The sequence below is a fragment of the Hymenobacter armeniacus genome (assembly GCF_014699055.1).
In the GTDB taxonomy this organism is placed as follows: domain Bacteria; phylum Bacteroidota; class Bacteroidia; order Cytophagales; family Hymenobacteraceae; genus Hymenobacter; species Hymenobacter armeniacus.
This window is the reverse complement of sequence record NZ_JACXAC010000001.1, coordinates 168,008-190,164: the sequence shown is the minus strand read 5'-3', so window position 1 is coordinate 190,164 and position 22,157 is coordinate 168,008. Positions and strand designations below refer to the sequence as shown.

The window sequence follows — 22,157 nt, the reverse complement described above, 5'->3', positions numbered from 1 at the left end:
TGCCTATTTGGCTGCGGCCACTCGTTTCTGCCAGGCGGGGTATTCCTTCTGCAGCAGTTCGGCCGGCCAGGTGCTGGCGTACACGTAGCCGGCGCGGCGCTCGTTTTCAATCTCGCTGAGTTGGTAATGCACTTGGCTGTCGCGCCCCACGTAGATGGGCCGGTTGGTGCCCAACTCGTAGAACCGCGCCCAGAGGGTGGCGCCGGGCTGCGGCACAATCACCCGGTCGCGGTGGGTTTTCTCCTGCGGGGCGGCAATTTCCTTGAGCGCGTAGCCCGGCATTTTCACCTGCTCAAACCAGGACACGGCCCCCTCGATGGAGGCCTTCACGGCGGGCGTGACGGGTTCGTCCATTAGGAAGCGCACGATGCCTACCGACTCCGCCCCGCTCAGCGAAGGCAGCTCGAAGGCGCGGGCTTTGGCGGGCAGCAGGCTCACTTCGTCGTATTGGGCGCACCAGGCGGTGGGGCGACCGTTCTGGAGTACCTGCGTTTTCAGGATGCAGTCGACGCCGCGGGCCACGGCGGCCTGCGCCAGGGGCACCAGCTCCGGGCCGACCAGGGCGTAGCGCTCCTCCTTGCGGGCCACGCGGCGCAGCACGCCCAGGGCCCGAATCATGGCGTCGTCGTTGAAGGTAATTTCGCGCCGGTAGCCACTCAGGTCGGGGTAAAACTGCGGGAAGCCGCCGTTGGGGTACTGCATTTTCAGCAGGTAGCGGATGCCGTTTTCGGCGCCCTGGCGGTAGGCCGGGTTGTGGGTGTGCTGAAAGGCTTTGAGCAGGTAGTGGATTTCGCGGGTGGTGGCGTCGTTGTCGATGGTGGCATCGTTCTGGTTCTTGCTGTCGAGCAAGCCCGCGCGGGCGCCCTCGCTCAGGCGGGCGGCGTAGTTGATTTTCACTTCGCCCAAGGCCTTGGGCCAGCCGCCCACGGCGCGCTGGTAGAGCAGCATCTTTTCGGCCGTGGTGTCGAGCTGTGCGGCGGGCACGCCGGGGGCCGTTGCGGCCACGGCGCCCGTCAGCGGGTTCCAGCGCCCGCCGAAGGTCCAGGCGGCAGTGAGGTCTTTGGGCTTCGGCGCGCCCTCGACGGTGGCTAGGTTGTCGCGGTGCCAAGCGTAGTCGCCGCCCTGGCGGTGGCAGTTGGCGTAGTACACGCGGCGGCCCCACTGCTTGGGCCCGGGGCCCGAAACGGCGTGGTAGATGTCGGCATCGGCCATGTTCCGGGCAAAGGTGCAATCGACCAGGTAAAACTGCGCCTCCCGGTGGAAGCGCCCCAGCTTGAAGCCGTCGTCGCCAACAAAGGAGCAGTTGCGCAGCACCGTTTTCGAGTCGCGGCTGCCCGAGCCGTCGTGCCAGATGGCCGCTTCCTTGCTATGGCAGATGAAACGGCAGTTTTCGGCGTAGGCCCAGCCGCGGGGGCAGTAAAAATCCACGCCGCCCTCCATGGTGCAGTCCTTGAAATAGTAGGCGCCAGCTTCCGTGTCCCAGGGGCTCACCGTGTCGCCGCCCAGGGCCCGGAAGGTGCAGTGCCGCGCTATCAGGCGCGTGGCGCCGGGGAGGGCCCGCAGGGCCATCTGGTGGCCGTTTTTACTCACTTTCTTCTGGCCGCCGGGCGCCGTTGGGCAGTCAATGGTGACCTCGCCGGCGGCGTTGAAGCCGTAGCTGTTCACCACGCTCAGGTTTTCGAGGGTGATGTCGGGGCTGTTGCGCAGGTTGAGGGTGGCCACGCCCCAGTCGTCGGCCTTGGCATCGGGGCCGCACAGCCACATGTCGCGGGCCTGCGGAAAGGTCAGGACAACGCCCCTTTCGCTTTGCCCCTTGAGCACGAGGTTGGCTTTGCCGTCCACGTACACCTTCTCGCGGTAAGTGCCGTTTTTGATGTACACCGTGCGTGGCCGGGCAGCCGTGGCCGGCAAGCTGTTGATGGCCTCTTGGATGGTCCGAAAATTCGCGGAGCCATCTGCGGCCACGGTCACGGTCTGGGCCCGGGCCGGCAGCAGCCAGAAGCTCAGCAGCAAGAGCAACGCCAGTCCCAGCAGGCGCAAGGCAGTTGTTTTCATGGGGCGTAGAAAAGTAGGCGAAGGGGTTCGGGGACCGGTCCGGCGGCGAAACCACCAACCCGGTCGAAGGCCACGCCGTTCGGGCGGCAATGGCGTGATTGTTAATAAAAAATGTCGTTCAACGGCTGCCGTTCGGCCGCCTCGCGTGCTATGACGACCGGGCCAACGGCTTTGCCGTTTGACCGCGGCGTTGCTTACAGAAAATCGTCGCGCCGTGGGGTAAAGGCGTCCACCAGCACGCCGGCTTCCAGGCACTCCACGCCGTGCCAGGCCAGCGGCGGCACGTAGCAGCTGTCGCCGGCGCGCAGCGTCTGCGTCTCGTCGGCAATGGTGTAGGCAAAGGAGCCGCTTTCCACGTAGCTCAGCTGGGCGTGCAGATGGTTGTGCCGGGCGCCCACGCCGCCGGTTTCGAAGGCCACGCGCGTCAGCATCAGGTCGGGGCCGTGGGCCAGCACCTTGCGGCGCACGCCGGGGCCGGTGGTTTCCCACTGGGCGCCGGCATCGGGCACGAACGAAGGCTTGCTGGATTCAAAAGTGGCGTCGGTGGTCATTGCTACGCGGGGGGCAGGGGTGAATTGGGTTATTAAAAGTCCGACCATTTATCGCCCAGGCCAAAGCTTGCGCCCATTTTACTTGCGCAATCGTTCCCGACAACGATGCCGCAGCCGGCTTTCGGCCACAAAAAAAGCCCCCGCAGCAGCGGGGGCTTTTCTCTACCAGCCCAGCCAACAACGGCCGGGCAACTGTGCAGAACCGTTAGTTCTTCTGGATGCGGCGCACGGCGAACACCTCGCCCTGGCGCACTTCCAGCATGTACACGCCGGCCGCGAGGCCTACGGGCAGCAGCACCTGCTTGTCGGCGCCAAGCGCCACCGGCGCCAGCACCAGGCGGCCGGCCAGGTCGCGCAGGGCCACCGTAGCAGCGCCCGCCGAGGGCAGGCTCACCGTCACGCGGTCAGCAGCCGGGTTCGGGTACACGAGCAGGCCGGGCAGGGCCTGGCTGGCCAGCGCCGCCGACACCAGGTTGAACGAACCGGTGCTGGTGGCCGTGCCGCCGGGAGTTACCACCGTGATAACGCCCGTCACGCTGCCCGTGCCGCTGGGTACCACGAAGGTGATGCTCGTGGCCGATACCACCGAGAAGTTGGGCACGTTGAAAGAGCCGATGCGGACCGCCGTGGCGCCCAGCAGGTTGGTGCCCGTGATGGTCACCGTGGTGCCGGGGCCGCCCGTGGTGGGCGTGAAGCTGGTGATGGTGGGCACCGGGGTTACAATCGTGAACGTCACGCCGTTGGAAGTTCCGCCGCCGGGCGTGGGGTTCACCACGGTCACGGTGTAGGTGCCTGCCGGAGCGCCAGCGGGCACCGTAGCGGTGATTTGCGTAGCCGACACGAACGTGCTCGGAATGGTCGTGGTCGGAATGGTTGCCCCGGTCACAATAACGCTCGAAGCGCTGGTGAAACCCGTGCCCGTGAGGGTAATGGTCGCGTTGGAGCCCACCTGCACCGAGTTCGGCGAGATGGTCGTGATAACCGGCACCGGGTTGTTGGGGGCCACAAAATCCGAAATCGAGATGTCGTCGATGATGATGCGGGGCGCCGTGGCCGTCGTAGTCGTCACGGTGTTGCTGATGCGCAGGCGCACGTTGCCGGCCTGGTTCACCGCGAAGGTGTAGGGCGTGAGCGTGGCCGTGAGGGCGGCCGGAGCACCGGGCACGGTGGTGTAGGTGGTGCCGCCGTCGGTCGAAATTTCCAGCAGGAACGACGCGCCGGTGTCGGTGCCGTACAGGGCCGAGTTGATGATGATGGTGCCCGCGCCGTTGGGCTTGTCAAAGTTCATGCTGATGGCGCCGCCGGTGCGCAGGCGGGCCGACTTCAGCCCGTTGAATTTGTCGGCAAACGAGTCGCCGATAAGGGCATTGGCGAAGTTCCACACGCCGCTGGTCAGCGTCACGGTGCCGGCGGTGTAGCTGGTCTTGGTGCCGGCCTCAAAGGTTTCGAAAGCGCCAGCCGTGCTGGGGTTGCTCACCACGAAGGTGAAGGCATTGGAAGTACCGGCCGAGTTGGTCAGCGTCACGGGGAAGCTGCCGGCCGTGGCCAGCACCGAAGCCGGGATGGTCACGGTCACGGTCGTGGCCGTGCTGCTGGTCTGGGTGTAAGAAATGCCGTTGAAGTTAACGGTGGTGGTGGGCGTGATGCCCGTGGCCGTTACCGTGAGCGTCACGGCCGGGCCGCCGGCCACCTGGGCCGTGGGCGAGAGGCCCGAAATCACCGGCGTCACCACCGGGGCGCTCACCGTGAAGGTGCCCGTGCTGGTGCCGGTGCCGGCCGGCGTGGTCACGGCAATGGTGCCGGAGGTAGCGCCCGTGGGCACGTCAAACATCACCGACGTGGCGCTCATCACCATGAAGTTGGTCACGGCCGTGCCGTTGAGCGTGGCGCCGGTAGCGCCCGTGAAGTTGGTGCCCGTCACGGTGACGGTGGTGCCCACGGGGCCGCTGGTGGGCGTGAAGCTCGTGATGGTGGGCGCAGCGGCCGGCGCGTTAAACGTGAAGGTGCCGGTGCTGGTCACGGTGCCGCCGGGCGTGGTCACGGCAATGGTGCCGGACGTGGCCGTGGCAGGCACGGTGAAGGTGATGGTGGTGGCGTTCACCACGGTGAAACCCGTGATGGCCACGCCGTTCAGGGTCACGGCCGTGGCGCCGATCAGGTTAGTGCCCGTGATGGTAACGGTAGCGCCGGGGCCGCCCGCGGTGGGCGTGAAGCTGGTGATGGTGGGCGCGGCCACCGTCGACTCGGGCGCAAAGGCCACGCCGCGGAAGTTGGCGTTGGTGCCGGCCGTGGCAACGGAGGCGGGCAACACCAGGTTGCTGGGCGCCGCGTTGTAGCCGGCGTTGTCGGTGATGAAGTACAGGTTGGTCGAAGAGCTGGTGGCCAGGTTCACCGTGGTGCCGATGAGGCTGCCGTTGAGGCCGCGCAGGGCCGGGCCCGCCGTGGTGGCCGTGGCGCCCGTGATGACGCCGTTCAGCGTCCAGGTGCCGCCCACCAGGCTCCACTTCTGCACGCCGCCGTCTACCGTGGTGCGGTCGTCGGCCACGTACACCACATCCACGCCGGGAACGGTGGTGCTCAGGTCAGCAAAGTAAAAACCGTAGGGGCTGGGGCCCGTGGTGCTAGGAAAGCCCGGCAGCGGCGTAGTCGTAGTGCCGGTGGCGGTGGGCAGGCCGGTGCCCACCTGCGAAATGCCCAGGAAGTTGCCGCCCGTCGTGGTGGACGAGGACACGTACAGGTTGCCGTTGTAGATGCCCACGCCGCGGTTGTTCGAAGGCACCGCCGACACCACGGTGCTGGTACCGGAAGCCGGGTTGCCCAGCGGAGCGTAGCGCACGCCGCCGGTCGAGCCCACGGCGTAGAACGTGGTGCCGTCGACGGTAGCGGCCGAGCGGATGTTGCCACCGCTAAAGCCGTCGCTCAGGCGGGTGCTGGTGTCGAAGGTGCCGTCGGCGGCAATGCGGCCGATAACGCGGTTGTTGGCGGCCGAGGCCGTACCAGACAAAGAGGCGGTGCCCACGGCGGCGTCGTAGCCGGTGAGCACGAGGTAAGCGCCGTTCACCGAGCGGGTGAGCAGGGCATCAGAGCCCGACGAGCCGGTGTTGGTCAGAATGCTGTTGTTGCCAGCGGCGGCCGTGGGCAGCGCGATGGTTTGCACCAGCACACCGGCCGGCGTGTACTCTAGTAGAAAGGTGGGGGCGGCAGCGGGCGAGAGGGCCGTCGCGCCGCCATCGCCTACGCGCACCACCACCAGGTTACCGGGAGTGAAGGGGGCTGCGGAACCCAGCATGGGCCACAGGCACACCAGAAACATCAGGCACTTGAGTAGCCTGCCAGCGAAGAATTGCTTCATACAGAAGGAGTAAAAGTGAACGGAAATAGGAAAATGAAGAAGTGATGAAAACGCAGGGGTACCGGCGGCAAAGGTAGGCCGGCGCGGCCACTGGAAAGTTACGCCAAAATGACCTTGCGGCGGGGCAAATGGTTGCCCGTGATTACTCCCAGAGCGGATAATGTTCAAGGTGCACTTCCTGCTCGAAAAAGATGCGCGTGCTTTCCTCAAACGAGCGGGTGAAATCCGACACGTAGAAGTGATGCGCGGGCGGCGCGGCGGCCGGGGGCGCCAGCAGGCCGTGGGCCGCCAGGTAGGCTTCGGCATCGGCGGCCACCACGTCGGAAGCGTCCAGCACGTCGACGCGGCCGGCGTAGTAGCGGGCTATCTGCTCCTTGATGAGCGGGTAGTGCGTGCAGGCCAGCACCAGGGCGTCGATGTCGGCCAGCGCGGCGTTGCTCAAATACGTGCCGATGATGTCGTCGCTGATGGAGTTGCGGAAAAAGCCTTCCTCTATCATGGGCACCAGCAAGGGCGTGGCCAGCGAGTGCAGGTCGACGCCGGCGTCCAGCTCGTCAACCTTCTTTTTATACACGTTGGAATTCACCGTTTGCTTGGTGCCGATGAGGCCCACGCGGCGGCCGGCGTAGGCCCGGCCCAGGTGCGCCACAATCGGGTCAATCACGTTCAGCACCCGCGCTTTGGAGCCCACGTACTCGCGCACCAGCTCGTAGGCCGCGGCCGAGGCCGAATTGCAGGCTATCATTATCAGCTTGCAATGCTGGCGCAGCAGCAAATCGCAAATCTTGACGGAATACGCCTGAATGGCGGCCGCGCTTTTGTCGCCGTAGGGCAGGTGGGCGGTGTCGCCGAAGTACACGATGCGCTCGTGGGGCAGGCGCCGCGCCACCGCCCGCGCCACGGTGAGGCCGCCGATGCCGGAGTCGAACATGCCAATGGGCCGGGCGGCCAGCGCCGAGGCAGAAGCAGCAGTTGTCATGGCGCAAAGGTAGGCCGGCGCGCCACGCCGCCGCGGGGCCCGGGCATGTGGGTTTTTGGAAATCTCGGTATATTTCCGCCTACTTTTCAGCTCACATCTTTGCCATGAGCACCATTCTGGCCGAAATCGACCACGCGCTGGCCGCGCACGACGCCCGCCAGGGCCGCCCCGTGGCCATATACCTCGGCGCCCGCAAGCTCACCCAGCTCACCCTCGACGCCGCCCGCGCCGCCCTGCCCGACCTCAGCACCGACGCCGGCCGGCCCCTCGCCTACCGCAACCTCGAGCTGCTGCGCGACGAAGTGAACGTGGACGGCCTGCGGGTGATATAAAAGTAGGGTAAGAGGGTATGGGTGTGTGAGGGTAAGAGTTATCCTAAGTATGGCAGCTGTTGTGCATCAATTCCTACCCTCCTACCCCCATACCCTCTTACCCTATCGAAGCAGCGGCTGTAGCACCGCCCACACCGTGCGCGCCACAATGCGGTGCCCCGTCGGCGTGGGGTGAATGCCGTCGGCCTGGTTGAGGCTGCGGTCGCCGCCCACGCCATCTAGTAGGAACGGAATGAGGACGAGGTTGTTTTTGGTGGCCAGGTCTTGGTAAATGGCTTTGAAGTCGGCCGCGTAGCTGACGCCCAGGTTGGGCGGTATCTGCATGCCGGCCAGCACGATTTGGGCGTTGGGGCTGCGGCGCCGCACCGTGTCGATGATGCCCTGCAGGTTGCGCCGGGTGGCGGTGAGCGGCAGCCCGCGCAGGCCGTCGTTGCCGCCCAGCTCCAGCACAAACACGTCGACGGGCTGACGCAACACCCACCCCACCCGGCTGAGCCCGCCGGCGGTGGTTTCGCCGCTCAGCCCGGCGTTGACGACTTCGTACCCCAGCTTGAGCGAGTCGATTTTCTGGCCAATCAGGCCCGGGAATGCCTGCTCGGGTTCGACGCCGTAGCCGGCCGTGAGGCTGTTGCCGAAGAACAGCAGGCGCTTTTTGCCCGTGGGCGTGGCGGCCTCGGCGCCGGGGCGTTGGGCGGCGGCCCGTGGGGCGGTGGCTTGCTCGGCGGGCGGGTTGGAATTGCACGCCCCCAGCACGAGGGCGAAAAAGGCGGCGGCAAACGAGGAACTAACTCTATTCATGGACAGCGTTTTGGGCAGGAAGCCGTAAGGACTACAAAACATGGGGAAGGGCTATGCGTCTTCGCTACCCGTAACGAACGGCGAGTGGCCCGGTTACGTGTGCGGGCCGGGGGCCGGCCCCTCCCCGACCACCAAACGGCGAAACGCCCCCGGCCGACGTTTGGCCGCCAAAAATATTGCCTAGACTTTCCCTGCATGAGCATTCTTCGCGTCGACAACCTCACCAAAACCTACCCCAGCGCCGGGCACGAGCTCACGGTGCTGCACGCCGTCAGCTTCGAGCTGCAGGCCGGCGACACGTTTGCCATCGTGGGGCCTTCAGGCTCGGGCAAAACCACGCTGCTGGGCCTCTGCGCGGGCCTCGACCGCGCCACCGCGGGCAGCGTGTGGCTCAACGGCATTCAGCTTGACCACCTGAGTGAAGACCAGCGGGCGGCCGTGCGCAACCAGCACGTGGGCTTCATCTTCCAGAACTTCCAGCTGCTGCCCACCCTCACGGCCCTCGAAAACGTGCTGGTGCCGCTGGAGCTGCGCGGCCAGCGCGGCGCCGCCCAAACGGCCCTGGCCCTGCTCGACCGCGTGGGGCTGGCCGCCCGCGCGCACCACTACCCGGCCCAGCTTTCGGGCGGCGAGCAGCAGCGCGTGAGCCTGGCCCGCGCCTTCGCCAACCGCCCCGCCCTGCTCTTCGCCGACGAGCCCACCGGCAACCTCGACCCCGACACCAGCGAGCGAGTGGTTGATTTATTGTTCGAGCTAAACCGCGAGGCCGGCACCACCCTTGTGCTGGTGACCCACGACCTGGAGCTAGCCGCCAAAACCCAGCGGACGCTGCGGCTGCGCGGCGGCAAAGTGGTGGAGGAAGTGCTGGGCTGAGGCTAGGTCAATAGCATCGCCAGCAGCTTTTGATGCTTAAAGCCGCTTTTCAGCGGCGGCTCTTGCTTGGGTAAGAAACGGGCTTTGGTGGAACTGCGCGGCGGCCGGACGCTTGCTTCAGGTTCTTAGAGACGGGTGTTTTGGTTAGATGAGCGGGCGTTTTTGACAAGCCATTTAGCCGGAGTTTCTCTTCCTTTGATGGGATGAACTCAAGCCCTACGGTTTTGAATTCAACCCGGCGGTTGAGTTGACGATGTTCAGGAGAGTCGTCGGGTGCGGCGGGCCGCTTGGCACCGTAACTAAAGCTGACCAGCCGGTTTTCCGAGATGCCTTTTCTCAGCAAATGGGTATAGGCGGCCTCAGCCCGGCGCCAGCCGAGACGCAGCAAATACCGTTCGGGGTCGGGCTCGCCACCAGGAACCTCGAAAGGCTCGGCGTGGCTTTCTACCAGCAGACCCGAATTGGGAGTAGCATTCAACCGCCGGATAACGCTGTCCATCGTGGTCAGGCTCGTTGGTTGTAAGTCAAACCGCCGGATAGCGAAATAAATGTTCGGCCACCAACGCTCCGGATTTTCGGGCCCATCATAATTCAGATAGAAATTCTTAACAACGACTGAATCAGTAGCTGATTCCGGCACGGGAAACTCCTGTGTTTCGATGTTTTCACCATCCTTGCTTAGGGCCACCAGATAAGTGCGGCCCGCAGGCATGGCCACGCGGTACGACCCATCGACCTTGGTGGTGTCGCGCCAGTGCTGCACCGCCGCATCAGTTCCGCAGCAACTAAAGTCCACTGCCACCCCTGGAACCACCGTTAAGGAGTCTTGGGGACCATAAAAATGGCCTTGCACGCGAACCAGTGGCTTCTCCGGCAGTTGAACCCCGGCAGACGGCTGGCCGCTGCTAATTGCCGGCACTACCCGCGCCGAATGGCACCCAACGAAACCGGCAAACAGTGCTAGCCAACACCCCACCCGACCCATCATTTGCGAAAACAGTACCCTTGATTTCATTTTCTGGCCGAATTTATTCGCGGCATTGTGCCTTAAGCAACTCACTAGGCGCTAAATAACGCACAGCCTCAGTGGCCAACTTCGCGCAGGCCGTTACCGTTGTCGGAACAGCTGCTTAAAGTGACTGGCCTACTTTCTACGTCTATGCCTCCGCTGATGCAGTGGTAACCCAGGTTTCACTGACTGCCATGCCGCGCCCCCAATTTTACATTCCTTCCCGTGACGCCCTCCCCCACTCCTCCCGCTTCTCGCCCCGCTTTTCCCTGGCTTTTCCGCATGGCCTGGCGCGACAGCCGCCGCAGCCGGGCGCGGCGGCTGCTGTTCATGGCCAGCATCATTCTGGGCATCGCAGCGCTGGTGGGCATCAATTCCTTTGGCGACAACCTGGCCAGCAGCATCAGCGGGCAGGCACGGGAGCTGCTGGGGGCCGACCTGGTGCTGACCGGCAGCAAAGGGTTTTCCAAAGAGCTGCGGCCCACGCTCAACCAACTGGGCACGGCTCGCACCCGCGAGGTGGCCTTTGCCTCCATGGTCGAGTTTCGGCCCAACCGGGGTGTGCGGCTGGTGCAGGTGCGCGCCCGCGACGGCGGCTTTTTCTACGGCGACTGGCAGACCGAGCCGCGCACCGCCGCCCAACGCTTCGTGCAGGACAGCACCGCGCCGGGCGCGCTGGTCGACGATGCCCTGCTGGCCCAGTTTGGGGCGCGGGTGGGCGACTCGGTGCAGGTGGGCAAGGTGCGGCTGCTCATCATCGGGCGGGTATTGAAGACGCCGGGACAGTCGGGCATCAGCACGGCGGTGGCGCCCACGGTGTTTATCCCGCTTGCGCTGGTGCGCCAAACGGGCCTGGTGCAGCGCGGCAGCCGCTTGCAATACCGGCGCTCCTACCAATTTGCGCCGGGCACCGACGTGGCGGCCGTGGTGAAAACGCTGCAAACCCGCCTCGACAAGGCCGACATCGACGCCGACACCGTGGCCACCCGCCAGGAGCAAACCGGCCGTGCCTTCGCCGACCTCACCCGCTACCTCAGCCTGGTGGCCTTTGTGGCGCTGCTGCTGGGCTGCGTGGGCGTGGCCAGCGCCGTGAACCTGTATGTGCGCGAAAAGCTGGCCGCCGTGGCCGTGCTGCGCTGCCTGGGCGCCAGCGGCCGGCAGGCGCTGCTCATTTATTTGATTCAAACCGCGGGGCTGGGGCTGGTGGGCGCGGTGCTGGGCTCGCTGTTGGGCGCAGCGGTGCAGGGCCTCTTGCCGCGCGTGCTGGGCGACTTTTTGCCCGTCGACATCACCGTGAGTGTCTCGTGGCCGGCCGTGCTGACCGGCCTGGCCACGGGCTTGCTGATGGCGGTGCTGTTTGCCCTGCTGCCGCTGCTGAGCGTGCGGCGGGTGTCGCCGCTGCGGGTGCTGCGCACGGCGTTTGAAGACGAGGCGGAAAAACCCGACGCGTGGCGCGGACTCGTGATGGCCGTCATTGGCTTGTTCATTCTGGCCTTTGCCTACCAGCAAACCCAGAGCTGGAAGACGGCGCTGGGTTTCGGCGCGGGGCTGCTGGTGGCGGTGGTGGCCTTGGGCGCCGTGGGCCGCCTGCTAATGGAGCTGGTGCGCAACTTCTTCCCCACCGGCTGGAGCTACGTGTGGCGGCAGGGCCTGGCCAACCTGTTTCGACCTCAAAACCAAACCCTCACGCTGGTCACGTCCATTGGCCTGGGCACCTTCCTGCTGGCCACGCTTTTCCTGACCCAAGCCCTGCTGCTGGGCCGTGTGCAGATAGCCGGGCAGGGCCAGCAGCCCAACCTGGTGCTGTTCGACATCCAACGCGAGCAGCGGGCCGGCGTCGAGGACTTGCTGAAGGCGCAACAATTGCCCGTGCTGCAGCGGGTGCCCATCGTGACCATGAGCCTGAAGGCCATCAACGGCCGCTCGGTGGCCGAATTGAAAAAGGACACCACCACCGGCATCCCGCCCTGGGCCCTCACCCGCGAGTACCGCGTCACGTACCGCGACTCGCTCAACTCTTCCGAAAAGCTGGTGGACGGCACCCTGCCCGGCCTGGCCCCCGACGGCACCCCGCGCATTTCGGTAGAAGCCGGCTACCTGCAGCGCGCCAAGCTCAAGCTCGGCGACACGCTGGACTTCAACGTGCAGGGCGCGCCCATGCGGGTGGTCATCGGCGGCACCCGCGAGATTGACCGGGCGCGGGTGCAGCCCAGCTTTTTGCTGGTGTTTCCGGCGGGCGTGCTGGAGCAGGCGCCGCAGTTTACGGTGCTGCTCACGCGCACGCCCAACACGGCGGCGCTGGCGGCCGTGCAGCAGCGGCTGGTGCAGGAATTCCCCAACGTGTCGGCCATCGACCTGGCCCTGATTCTGCAGACGTTGGACGACCTCATCGGCAAAATTTCCTTCGTCATCCGCTTCATGGCCGGCTTCAGCATCCTCACCGGCTTGCTGGTGCTCAGCAGTTCGGTGGTCATCAGCCGCTACCAGCGCGTGCGCGAAAGCGTGCTGCTGCGCACGCTGGGCGCCAGCCGGGCCCAGATTCTGCGCATCACGCTGGTCGAATACGGCCTGCTGGGCCTGCTGGCGGCGCTGGCGGGCATTGGGCTGGCGCTGCTGGCGGCCTGGGCGCTGGCGGTGTGGGTGTTCAGTGCCAGCTTCGGGCCGGCGCTGCTGCCGCTGCTGGGCCTGGCCGCGCTGGTCACGGTGCTCACGGCGGCCATTGGGCTGTTCAATAGCCGGGAGGTGCTGCGTCGCTCGCCGCTGGAAGTGCTGCGGGCCGAGGGCTAACGGCAGCGGGGGCTGGAGGTATATTTGGGAAGAATCCCATTTCCAGCTATGCCCAAGTCCGTTCTATTCATTGCCGCGCTGGTTTGCCAAGTGCCCGCCCTGGCCCAGCAAACGCCCAAAAAGCCGCTCGACCATTCCGTTTACGACCGGTGGGAAAGCGTCGTCAACCCCAAAATCAGCAACAACGGCAAGTTTGTGCTCTACCAGGTGAAGCCCCAGCAGGGCGACGGCACCTTGTATATCAAAACGGCCGGCAACCGCCAGCTGGCCCAGATTGGCCGGGGCGACTCGGCGGCTTTCTCGGCCGATTCCCGGTTTGTGGCGTTTTCCATTAAGCCGCCCTACGCGCTGGTGCGGCAGGCGCGCATCAAAAAGAAAAAGCCCGACGACATGCCCAAAGATTCGCTGGGCGTGTATGCCCTCGAAACCGGCAAGCTCACGAAATATGCCAATGTAAAGTCGTGGCAGCTGGCCGAAAAAGCTGCGGTGCTGGCCTTCCTGGGCAACAAGCCGGTGCTGAAAGACGCCAAGCCCAAAGCCCCGGCCGACACCCTCAAGAAGCTCACCGACGGCCTGCTCGACGCCAACAAAGCCGGCGCGCCTCTCACCGTGCTCAACCTGCCGGCCGGCAGCAGCCGGGAGTTTGCGGCCGTGACCGATTACCAAATCAGCAAGCCGGGCAACCGCGTGGCCTTCGCCGTGCTGGCCCCGAAAGGCAGCCAGGACGTGCAGTCGGGCCTGTATGCGTTCGACGTGCCGGGCGGCAGCCTTCGGAAGTTGAGTAGCGGCAAGGGCACCTACAAAAACCTGGCGTTCGACGAAGCCGGCAAGCAGCTGGCTTTCGCGGCCGAGAAGCACCCCGAGAAGGCCCTGGTGAAGCCGTTCAGCCTGTACTACACCAACTTCGCCATCGACTCGGCCGCCATCATCCTGCGGCCGGGCGATAAGACCCTGAAGGCCAACTGGTCGCCGAGCGGCTTTGGCAAAATTCAGTTCAGCGACAACGGCGAGAAGCTGTTTTTCGGCACCGCCCCCGACCCCATTCCGCAGGACACCTCGCTGGTAGAGTTTGAGCACGCCAAGCTCGACATCTGGAACTACAAGGACGACTACCTGCAGCCCACGCAGCTCAAAAACCTGAAGAAGGACCTGCAGCGCAATTACCTGGCCGTGCTCTACCCCAAGCGCGGCAATCTGTTTATTCAGCTCGAAGACGAGTACCTGCGTGAATCTTTCCTGGCCGAAAACACCAACGCCGAGTACGTGTTGGCTCTCACCGATACGGCCAAGCGTATTGCGGCGCAGTGGGAAGGCGCCGCGCGCCGGCAGGCGTTTCTGGTTTCTACCACCACCGGGCAGCGCGTGGCCATCAACCCGCAGGCCCTCAAAAGCCGGTTTCAGCTGTCGCCCAACGGCGACTACGCCCTGTGGTACGACGACGCGGCCAAGGCCTGGTTTTCCTTCGCCGCGGCCACCCGCCGCACCACCAACCTGACCGGCCAGCTCCCCGTTTCCTTCACCGACGAAGAAAACGACTCGCCCACCGACCCCGAACCCTACGGCGTGGCCGCCTGGACCAAAAACGACGGGGCCGTGCTGGTGTATGACCGGTACGACATCTGGAAAATCAACCCCAAAACCGGGGCCGCCGTCAACTTCACCAATGGCCTGGGCCGCGCCGGCAAGCTGACCTTCCGCTACCGCATTCCGGTGGAGAAAAAGAAGTTCATCGAGCCCAAAGATGAGCTCCTACTGCTGGCCCAAAATACCGAAACCAAGCAGTGGGGCTACTACCGCAAAGCCATAGCCGGCACCAAAGCGCCGCAACTCGTGGCCATAGGGCCCGTGAGCTACTCACCCCTCATGCAGGCCAAAAACGCCGGCACGCTGCTCTACACCAAGTCCAGCGTGAGCCAGCCGGCCGACGTGTACGTGAGCACCGACCTGCGCAAAGAGACCAAGCTGAGCGCCATCAACGCCCAGCAGCAGGACTACAACTGGTTCACGGCCGAGCTGGTGCACTGGACCACGCCCCAGGGCCACAAGGCCACCGGCGTGCTCTACAAGCCCGAAAACTTTGACCCCGCGAAGAAGTACCCCCTGATTTCGTACTTCTACGAAAAGCTGTCCGACGGCATCTACCGCTACCAGGCCCCGGCCCCCACGCCTTCGCGCCTCGACATCGCCATGTTTGCCAGCAACGGCTACCTCGTCTTCACGCCCGACATCAGCTACACCGTGGGCGAGCCCGGCCCCTCAGCCGTGGAATACGTGAACTCGGGCGTGGAAGCGCTGAAGAAAAACCCCTGGGTCGACGGTGCCCACCTCGGCATTCAGGGCCAGAGCTGGGGCGGCTACCAGGTGGCCTACCTCATCACCCAAACCAACCTGTACGCCGCCGCCTGGGCCGGCGCGCCCGTCGTGAACATGACCTCGGCCTACGGCGGCATCCGCTGGGAATCGGGCGTGAGCCGGCAGTTCCAGTACGAGCGCACCCAAAGCCGCATCGGCGGCACGCTCTGGGAAAAGACGGACGCCTACCTCCGCAACTCGCCGCTCTTCTCGCTACCCAAGGTGCAGACGCCGGTGGTCATCATGGCCAACGACGCCGACGGGGCCGTGCCGTGGTACCAGGGCATCGAGATGTTTACGGACCTGCGCCGCCTGGGCAAGCCCGTATGGCTGCTCCAATACAACGGCGAGGCCCACAACCTCTTGAAGCGCGAAAACCGCAAGGACATTTCCATTCGCGAGCTGCAGTTCTTCGACCATTACCTGAAAGGCGCCCCCGCGCCCGTGTGGCTGGAAAAAGGCGTGCCCGCCGTGGAAAAAGGCCGCAACTGGGGCTTGGAACCGGCGAAGGGCGCCGGGATGTAGAGACGCAATACCTTGCGTCTCTACCCCCGGCAGCGCACACGCCAAAGCCGCGCACCCTAAGCAAAATCAGTGGTTTTCATGACCCCGCGCATACCCAACGCATTGGCCTAAACGCATATTGAGGGCGTTTGCAACCTCAATGCCTGGCCCATGAAAACCACCTTCTTAACACCCGTGCTACTGGCTTTCCTATCGGCGTGCGTCGCTGATTCGGACCAACCCAAATCCGGCGAAGCCAATGGCGGCATCCCGCCCGCTTCGCCCGTCCGCAACGCGGTGCTGCGCACCCCACCGCCTCACAAGCAGGGCTTCAAAAGCAATATCGAGCAGGACACCCGCGCCAACCGCGACTTCCGCCACGTGCGCTACACCGGCCAGCACCTGCAGCTGGTGCTCATGAGCCTGAAGCCCGGCGAGGAAATCGGCAGCGAAACCCACCCCAACGCCGACCAGTTTTTCCGCTTCGAAGAGGGTACCGGCAAGTGCGTCGTCAACGGCCACGAATACCTGGTGCGAGACGGCGACGCCGTGATTGCGCCGGCCGGAACTGCGCACAACGTCATCAACACCAGCCCGACCAAGGCCCTGAAACTGTACACTATCTACGCCGCCCCGCAGCACCAAGACGGCGTGGTGCGGGCCACCAAGCGGGAGGCCGAGCAGCACGAAACCCGGTTCGACGGCAAAACCACGGAGTAGCGCTGTGGGCGCTCACCCACGCCCCGTGGTGGCGGTGCGCCCCGCCGCCCCCGCCGCGGCGGGGCGTGTCGGGCGCCGCGGAAGGAACGGCAAATCCGCGCCACTTATTACTTATTAAATGCTGCTAGGGGTTCGTTTGCCCGAAGTGAAACGTAGCGTTGATAGCTGACAACGGTGTAAGACCATAGCTAATGCCTTGCTCCTTATAGCTTCGGCCAAACACACCATAGATAGGACCAGTGAAACTTGATGAACTGCTATAATACCCAATGGAATAAGTTGATTCGAATGAAATTGAAAATTGCGAACTCACAAAATATTTCACGCCGGCCAAGGGTGCCACGCCGGCACTAAAAGAATGGTTGTCTGTAGAAGTAGCATCAGGAGCAGTTCGGCCGTTGCGAAAAGTTCCTGTATCGGAAGCACTGTTGTAGCGCGCAAACACGTCGTATCCATAAATTAGCTGAAACCGACCCAATTGGTGCTGCCATTCATAACCAAGCCCCACTCCAATTGAGAAGCTCGTATTGCTTTTGGGGAAATAATAGTTTACTGAACCTACGTTGTTACTGAATTGTACAGAATCCTTCGAAGTCTGCGAATACCCTCCACCTATATAAAGTTGGGCCCGGTAGGCCCCTTTGCGCACCGGGATATTGGTGGCATTCATGACCGATTCATTCTTACGAAACATTAGCCGGGTCGAGCGAGTGTTAGCGAACGTATATACTCCGTTATACACCGACCCATAGCCGTAGGCGTTAAGGCCGTTTCCGTAACCGTAGGCAGTATTTCCGTAGTAACCAGTAGCATATACTTGATAAAAGGAGGGTAGAATAAAGGATGCATCTACACTAGCGTCCCACTGATAACGCTCGAAGCTGGTTAATTTAACTGACTTTACTAAAGGCTTTTTGCCGAAATAAAGACTTGAATCAGCTACTTCTGTGAGTGGTGACGTTCTTGCGTAAATACTTACGATAGGGAACAGGTGGCAGACAAGTAAGGGTAGAAATTTCATGTGGTTGATTTTGTGCAAAGGCAAACATAAGCCTGTATAGAAAAACAACGTGACAGGGTTTTATAAATTGCCTGAGAAGGCATTGATTCGCCCGCCGGCTGTTTTGCCAACCGATATACAAACCCAACCCCGCCCGCCCCGGCCGTACCTTTGCGGCCTATGAACCTGTTATCCGCCGAGAACATCTCGAAGAATTACGCCGACCGCTGGCTGTTTAAAGACCTCAACTTCGGCCTCAACCAAGGCCAGCGCGTGGCCTTTGTGGGCATCAACGGCACCGGCAAAACCACCCTCATGAAGGTGCTGGCCGGCCTCGAAGCCCCCGACACCGGCGAGGTGAGCGTGCGCAAAGGCATCCGCGTGACGTACCTGGGCCAGAACCCCGTGTTCGACGAAAGCCTGAGCGTGGAGCAAACCATCTTCGCCAGCCAAAACGACACGCTCAAGGCCATTCAGGAGTACGAGCACGTCGTGAACGACCCCAACCACAAATCCGACGACCTGCAGCGCGTGCTTGAGCGCATGGACGCCCTCAACGCCTGGGACTACGAAGCCCAGGTGCAGCAGATTCTCGGCCGCCTCGGCATCCTCGGCGACTTGCTCACCCGCAACGTGGCCCAGCTCTCGGGCGGGCAGCGCAAGCGCGTGGCCCTGGCCCGCGTCCTCATCGAAGAGCCCGACGTGCTGCTGCTCGACGAGCCCACCAACCACCTGGACCTCAGCACCATTGAGTGGCTTGAAAATCGCCTCTCCTCCCCCACCCTCACCCTGCTGATGGTGACCCACGACCGGTACTTCCTCGACAAGGTGGCCAACGAAATCGTGGAGCTCGACAAGGGCCAGGTGTACCGCTACCAAGGCAACTACGCCTACTTCGTGGAGAAAAAAGCCGACCGCGAAATGCGCGAAGCCACCGAAGTAGAAAAGGCCCGCCAGCTCTTCAAGAAGGAATTGGAGTGGATGCGCCGCATGCCCCAGGCGCGCGGCACGAAGCAAAAAGCCCGCATCGACGCCTTCTACGTCACCAAAGAGAAGGCCAGCACCAACCTCAGCAAGCAGCAGGTGGAGCTGAGCGTGAAAACCACCCGTCAGGGCGGCAAAATCATCGAAGCCAGCCACTTGAACAAACGCTTCGGCGACAACGTGGTGCTGGATGATTTCAGCTACGTGTTCAAGAAGAAGGACCGCATCGGCCTCGTGGGCCCGAATGGCGCGGGCAAGTCTACGCTGCTCAACATGCTCACCGGCAAGCTGCAGCCCGACTCCGGCACCATCGACGTTGGCCTGACCACCGTGTTTGGCTACTACACCCAGACCGAGCTGGAATTCGACCCCTCGCAGCGCGTCATCGACATCGTGAAGGAAGTGGCCGAAGTGGTGGAGCTGGCCAACGGCGACGTGCTCACCGCCAGCCAGTTCCTGAATTTGTTCCTGTTTCCGCCGGCCCAGCAGTACACGCTGGTGAGCAAGCTGAGCGGCGGCGAAAAGCGCCGCCTGCAGCTGCTGCGCGTGCTCATCAAGAACCCCAACTTCCTGATTCTTGACGAACCCACCAACGACCTCGACCTGGGCACGCTCAACATCCTGGAAGACTTCCTGCTGCACTTCTCCGGCTGCCTGCTCATCGTGAGCCACGACCGGTACTTCCTCGACCACCTCGCCGAGCACCTCTTCGTGCTGGAGCCCGGCGGGGCCGTCCTCAACTTCCCCGGCAACTACACCGATTACCGCGAGTACCTCGCCGAGCGCGAAGCCGAAGCCGCGCTGATTGAAGAAGAGAAAGCTGCCAAAGCCGCCCGCGCCGCCGCCAAAGCCGCCATCACGCCGGCCGCCGTGAGCACCGCCGTAGCCCCGTCGCCGCAGAAGCGCCGCGCCACCTTCGCCGAGAAAAAGGAGTACGAGCAGCTCGAAAAAGCCATGGCGGCGCTGGAAGCCGAGAAACAGGACATCACCGCCAAGCTGAACGGCGGCAGCGGCTCGCCGCAGGACTTTGCGGCCTGGGGCGCCCGGCTCTCGGCCCTGAATGAAGAATTGGAGGAGAAAGAATTGCGCTGGCTGGAGCTGGCGGACCTCGGCTAATTCCTCGGAGCCATCGGCTGCAATCCCAGCCGCTTTTTCAAATGCCCTTCAACCGGAAGCGGGGAATGCACAAGCCGGCTGGCTTGCGCATTCCCCACTTTGCTTTTTCACTTATACCGCGCCGCCACACGGCACGAACCCGGGCGCTACTCTTTGCGCAAAGGCACGACAAACTGCTCATTATCACCCGTGTATCGCACTACATAAAAGCCTGGCGCCAAGGAAGTAAGATTGAGGAGTGTTTGCTGGGCCCCGGCCGCGCATGGCACCGTGGCTACCCGCTGCCCCAGGGATGAATACACCGCAATACTAGCCTCGCGGCTGGCGGCCGGGTGCATCACCAGGCACTGGGCAGTGGCGGGGTTGGGGTAGAGCTGGAGGGGCTGCGCCACTGCACGGCGCGCCCCGCTGACCAGGTTGGCTTCGCCCTTCGCCTGCACGTTTTTCAGGGTGGCGAAGCGCGTGGTGACCGTGGTGGAGCCGCAGCTGAAGTACACGCGGAACGTGAGCCGCTGCCCAGCGGCCAGCGTGAGGCCCGTGGCGCCGGCCAGCGCAAGGCGGTAAGCGGCGCTGGTGTTGGTGGTCAGAATGGGCGTCGCGAACCCGCCGTTGGCCGAGCTGAGCAGAATGCCGCCGGGACCTTTGCCCCCGGTCACGTCGGCCGAGTCGGTGGCGAAACCGCTGCGCGACCACACCACGGCCAGCTTGGTGTTGCTCACCGAGCCCGTAACGTAGGCGTTGAATACTACCGAATCGAGCCGCACGGCGCTGCCTCCGCTCGGGGCTATGGTGAATTGCTCGTAGTACGTCCGGTTCAGGTTGCCGCCGTTGCCGCCCAGGGCGGTGGTCCAGCCGCCGTCGGCCACGGGCGCAAACGCCTGGCCGTAGGTGCGGGAATACGGCGGGATGGTGGCCGCCGCTGAACCGCTGGACAGCACGAACTTGCGCAGCGTGGGCGTGCTGACTTGCAGCGCGGCCACGCGCACGGCGGCGCTGTCCTGGCTGCTGCGGGCCATGGGCCACCACTGCAGCACCACCGATTGGGGCAAAGCCGCGGCCTGCTTCAGCCCCGATACCGGCACATTGACCGTGGCGGCCCCGGCGCTGGCCAGCGTCAGATTGCCGCCGTAGGTGCCCACGGCCGCCGCGTTGAGGCGCACGCTAAGGGTGGTGCTGGCCACGGCGCCGGCGCTGCCGGGGGCCAAAGCGAGTGGCGCGGCGCTACCAAACCACGTTGCCCCGCCGTTCGCCGATACCTCAAATCCGGCCGGTGGCGTCACCGTGACGGCGCCCGTCAGGTTCTCGGCACTCACCAGCAGGTTTTGGGCGGCAGAGGGTGGCGTGCCGCCCTGCAGAAAGGCCTGCGTGGTGCCCGAGGTGAAAATGGTGGGCGTGCTCGAAATCTCCAACGTATCGGTTACGTGCGTGGCCAGGCCGGTTTTGGAAGCCCGCACGTAGTAGAAATAAGACGTGCCCGGCGACGGAATGGGGTCCGTGGTGCCAAAGTTGATATTGGCGGCCACCGAGGAGGTGGTGCTGTAGAGCTGCGTGTAGGTGCCGCGGCGCGCCGAGCTACGGAACAGTTGGTACTGCACGCCCGCAATCAGCCAGCTGCTGTTCCAGGTCAGGGCCGACGGGGCCGGGCCACTGCCTTTCACGGCCCGGAAATTCGACACCGCAATGGCCGGGTCCTGATGGCCGCAGAAGTTGGGCACCACGGTGCAGGGGTCCCAGCTGCCCAGCACGGCGGCGCGGGTGTAGTTCACCGTGTCGGCGTCGGCGAGCTGAAAAGACCACGGCACGCGCTGGCTGGTATTCACCAGGTTGCCGCTAAAGTCCCGGCTTTTGTACTCGGCGTACTGAATGACGCTAGTCACCGTGCCCGCGTCCCACACCTGCCAGCCGGCGGGCTTGATGGAATTGCCCATGGTGGTGTTCAGCCACACTACCCGGGAGGCCGAGCGGTCGGTTGGCGTCGAGCCCAGGTCGTTCTGCCAGGGCCGGCCCAGGGTATAGGTGGTCGTGCCCCGGTTTTCCGGAATGGTGCAATTGCGAAACACAAACCCGTAGGCCTGGCCCGGCTGGGTATTGGCGGCGGTGATATAGCCGCCGCTGCCGCCGTCGCGCCGGGTGCGCGGGTAGACGATGCAGTTTTCAAACAGCCCGCGGCCGGCGCCAAAAATGAAATCGACTACGCCATCGATGTAGCACTCTTTGAAATAGCTGCGGTTGCCGGCCTGCGAGTTGAGCTGCATGGTGTCTTGCCCGCCCAGGAAACGGCAGTTTTTAAACGCCACCCGGTCGCCGGTGATGTACATGGCCAGCCCTTGCGGCGCATCCCCGTACGAGTTTTCGAAGGTGATATTCAGCGCGCTGACATCGGAAGCATTGATGATGACGCTGGCCGAGTTGCCCGGAAACGTGGGCGTGTTGGCGTCGTTCCAGGTCAGCACGGTGCCCGCCACGCTCTCCCCGACGAATTGCAAAAACGGCTTGTTGGCGGGCACCGTCAGTTTCTCCCGGTACTTGCCGTTTTTGATAAAAATGGTGAAAACCGTGGTGCGCCCCGTGGGAGCGGCGTTGATGGCGGCCTGCACCGTCCGGTAAGCGCCCGAACCGTCTTTGGCCACTACCAGGTCGAAGGCCTGGGCCTGGGCGCCTTGCGCCAGCAGGAGCAGCGCGGTCAGCAACAAGGCCAAAAGCGTAAAGCGTTGTTTCATATAGCACAGCGTTGGGTTAAAAACC

General features: G+C 63.9%; 14 protein-coding genes. 6 read left to right on the top strand and 8 right to left on the bottom strand.

What is annotated here, in order from left to right; genetic code table 11:
- Positions 1-3: 3 nt before the first annotated feature.
- The 4 genes from pelA to murI all read right to left on the bottom strand — a co-directional run bounded on the left by pelA (position 4) and on the right by murI (position 6,937).
- Positions 4-2,055, bottom strand: coding sequence for a pectate lyase (gene pelA / locus IC234_RS21665; protein WP_223827416.1), 2,052 nt, complete (start codon positions 2,053-2,055; stop codon positions 4-6).
- A 194-nt stretch (positions 2,056-2,249) separates the two neighbouring features.
- Positions 2,250-2,606, bottom strand: coding sequence for a cupin domain-containing protein (locus tag IC234_RS00880; RefSeq protein ID WP_190921948.1), 357 nt, complete (start codon positions 2,604-2,606; stop codon positions 2,250-2,252).
- A 205-nt stretch (positions 2,607-2,811) separates the two neighbouring features.
- Positions 2,812-5,958 carry an IPT/TIG domain-containing protein gene (locus IC234_RS00875; protein ID WP_190921947.1) on the bottom strand — a complete coding sequence of 1,049 codons (3,147 nt, stop codon included), beginning with the start codon at positions 5,956-5,958 and terminating at the stop codon, positions 2,812-2,814.
- Between the two features lie 142 nt (positions 5,959-6,100).
- Entirely contained in the window at positions 6,101-6,937 is an 837-nt protein-coding gene (gene murI, locus IC234_RS00870; protein WP_190921946.1) for a glutamate racemase, read from the bottom strand.
- Between the two features lie 104 nt (positions 6,938-7,041).
- On the opposite strand from murI, the gene IC234_RS00865 reads away from it, so the two are divergent.
- Positions 7,042-7,269 carry a hypothetical protein gene (locus IC234_RS00865; protein WP_190921945.1) on the top strand — a complete coding sequence of 76 codons (228 nt, stop codon included), beginning with the start codon at positions 7,042-7,044 and terminating at the stop codon, positions 7,267-7,269.
- A gap of 102 nt (positions 7,270-7,371) precedes the next feature.
- Here IC234_RS00865 and IC234_RS00860 read toward each other — a convergent pair whose 3' ends face one another.
- A complete protein-coding gene (locus IC234_RS00860) occupies positions 7,372-8,067 on the bottom strand; it encodes an arylesterase (RefSeq protein WP_190921944.1) in 696 nt (231 codons plus the stop codon).
- Positions 8,068-8,262: 195 nt separating this feature from the next.
- Here IC234_RS00860 and IC234_RS00855 point away from each other — a divergent pair, with 195 nt between their 5' ends.
- On the top strand, positions 8,263-8,940 hold the full coding sequence (locus IC234_RS00855) for an ABC transporter ATP-binding protein (protein WP_190921943.1): 678 nt from the start codon (positions 8,263-8,265) through the stop codon (positions 8,938-8,940).
- A gap of 49 nt (positions 8,941-8,989) precedes the next feature.
- Here IC234_RS00855 and IC234_RS00850 read toward each other — a convergent pair whose 3' ends face one another.
- Positions 8,990-9,955, bottom strand: a complete 966-nt coding sequence (locus IC234_RS00850; protein ID WP_190921942.1) for an OmpA family protein — start codon at positions 9,953-9,955, stop codon at positions 8,990-8,992.
- Positions 9,956-10,174: 219 nt separating this feature from the next.
- Here IC234_RS00850 and IC234_RS00845 point away from each other — a divergent pair, with 219 nt between their 5' ends.
- The 3 genes from IC234_RS00845 (at position 10,175) to IC234_RS00835 (ending at position 16,312) form a co-directional block, all read left to right on the top strand.
- Entirely contained in the window at positions 10,175-12,736 is a 2,562-nt protein-coding gene (locus IC234_RS00845) for an ABC transporter permease (RefSeq protein WP_317173305.1), read from the top strand.
- Positions 12,737-12,784: 48 nt separating this feature from the next.
- On the top strand, positions 12,785-15,613 hold the full coding sequence (locus IC234_RS00840) for an alpha/beta hydrolase family protein (protein ID WP_190921941.1): 2,829 nt from the start codon (positions 12,785-12,787) through the stop codon (positions 15,611-15,613).
- Between the two features lie 150 nt (positions 15,614-15,763).
- Positions 15,764-16,312: a cupin domain-containing protein gene (locus IC234_RS00835; RefSeq protein WP_190921940.1), complete on the top strand. Its 549-nt coding sequence runs from the start codon at positions 15,764-15,766 to the stop codon at positions 16,310-16,312.
- Between the two features lie 124 nt (positions 16,313-16,436).
- On the opposite strand, the gene IC234_RS00830 is transcribed toward IC234_RS00835, so the two are convergent.
- Entirely contained in the window at positions 16,437-17,333 is an 897-nt protein-coding gene (locus tag IC234_RS00830; protein ID WP_190921939.1) for a hypothetical protein, read from the bottom strand.
- A gap of 159 nt (positions 17,334-17,492) precedes the next feature.
- Here IC234_RS00830 and IC234_RS00825 point away from each other — a divergent pair, with 159 nt between their 5' ends.
- Positions 17,493-19,412, top strand: coding sequence for an ABC-F family ATP-binding cassette domain-containing protein (locus IC234_RS00825; RefSeq protein ID WP_190921938.1), 1,920 nt, complete (start codon positions 17,493-17,495; stop codon positions 19,410-19,412).
- Between the two features lie 146 nt (positions 19,413-19,558).
- Here the strand turns inward: IC234_RS00825 and IC234_RS00820 are convergent, their stop codons facing one another.
- On the bottom strand, positions 19,559-22,132 hold the full coding sequence (locus tag IC234_RS00820) for a pectinesterase family protein (protein WP_190921937.1): 2,574 nt from the start codon (positions 22,130-22,132) through the stop codon (positions 19,559-19,561).
- Between the last annotated feature and the right edge of the window lie 25 nt (positions 22,133-22,157).

What these genes read in the sequence shown, in the direction of transcription:
- pelA (WP_223827416.1), bottom strand. Translation starts at nt 2,055, where the DNA reads ATGAAAACAACTGCCTTGCGCCTGCTGGGACTGGCGTTGCTCTTGCTG.
- IC234_RS00880 (WP_190921948.1), bottom strand. Translation starts at nt 2,606, where the DNA reads ATGACCACCGACGCCACTTTTGAATCCAGCAAGCCTTCGTTCGTGCCC.
- IC234_RS00875 (WP_190921947.1), bottom strand. Translation starts at nt 5,958, where the DNA reads ATGAAGCAATTCTTCGCTGGCAGGCTACTCAAGTGCCTGATGTTTCTG.
- murI (WP_190921946.1), bottom strand. Translation starts at nt 6,937, where the DNA reads ATGACAACTGCTGCTTCTGCCTCGGCGCTGGCCGCCCGGCCCATTGGC.
- IC234_RS00865 (WP_190921945.1), top strand. Translation starts at nt 7,042, where the DNA reads ATGAGCACCATTCTGGCCGAAATCGACCACGCGCTGGCCGCGCACGAC.
- IC234_RS00860 (WP_190921944.1), bottom strand. Translation starts at nt 8,067, where the DNA reads ATGAATAGAGTTAGTTCCTCGTTTGCCGCCGCCTTTTTCGCCCTCGTG.
- IC234_RS00855 (WP_190921943.1), top strand. Translation starts at nt 8,263, where the DNA reads ATGAGCATTCTTCGCGTCGACAACCTCACCAAAACCTACCCCAGCGCC.
- IC234_RS00850 (WP_190921942.1), bottom strand. Translation starts at nt 9,955, where the DNA reads ATGAAATCAAGGGTACTGTTTTCGCAAATGATGGGTCGGGTGGGGTGT.
- IC234_RS00840 (WP_190921941.1), top strand. Translation starts at nt 12,785, where the DNA reads ATGCCCAAGTCCGTTCTATTCATTGCCGCGCTGGTTTGCCAAGTGCCC.
- IC234_RS00835 (WP_190921940.1), top strand. Translation starts at nt 15,764, where the DNA reads ATGAAAACCACCTTCTTAACACCCGTGCTACTGGCTTTCCTATCGGCG.
- IC234_RS00830 (WP_190921939.1), bottom strand. Translation starts at nt 17,333, where the DNA reads ATGAAATTTCTACCCTTACTTGTCTGCCACCTGTTCCCTATCGTAAGT.
- IC234_RS00825 (WP_190921938.1), top strand. Translation starts at nt 17,493, where the DNA reads ATGAACCTGTTATCCGCCGAGAACATCTCGAAGAATTACGCCGACCGC.
- IC234_RS00820 (WP_190921937.1), bottom strand. Translation starts at nt 22,132, where the DNA reads ATGAAACAACGCTTTACGCTTTTGGCCTTGTTGCTGACCGCGCTGCTC.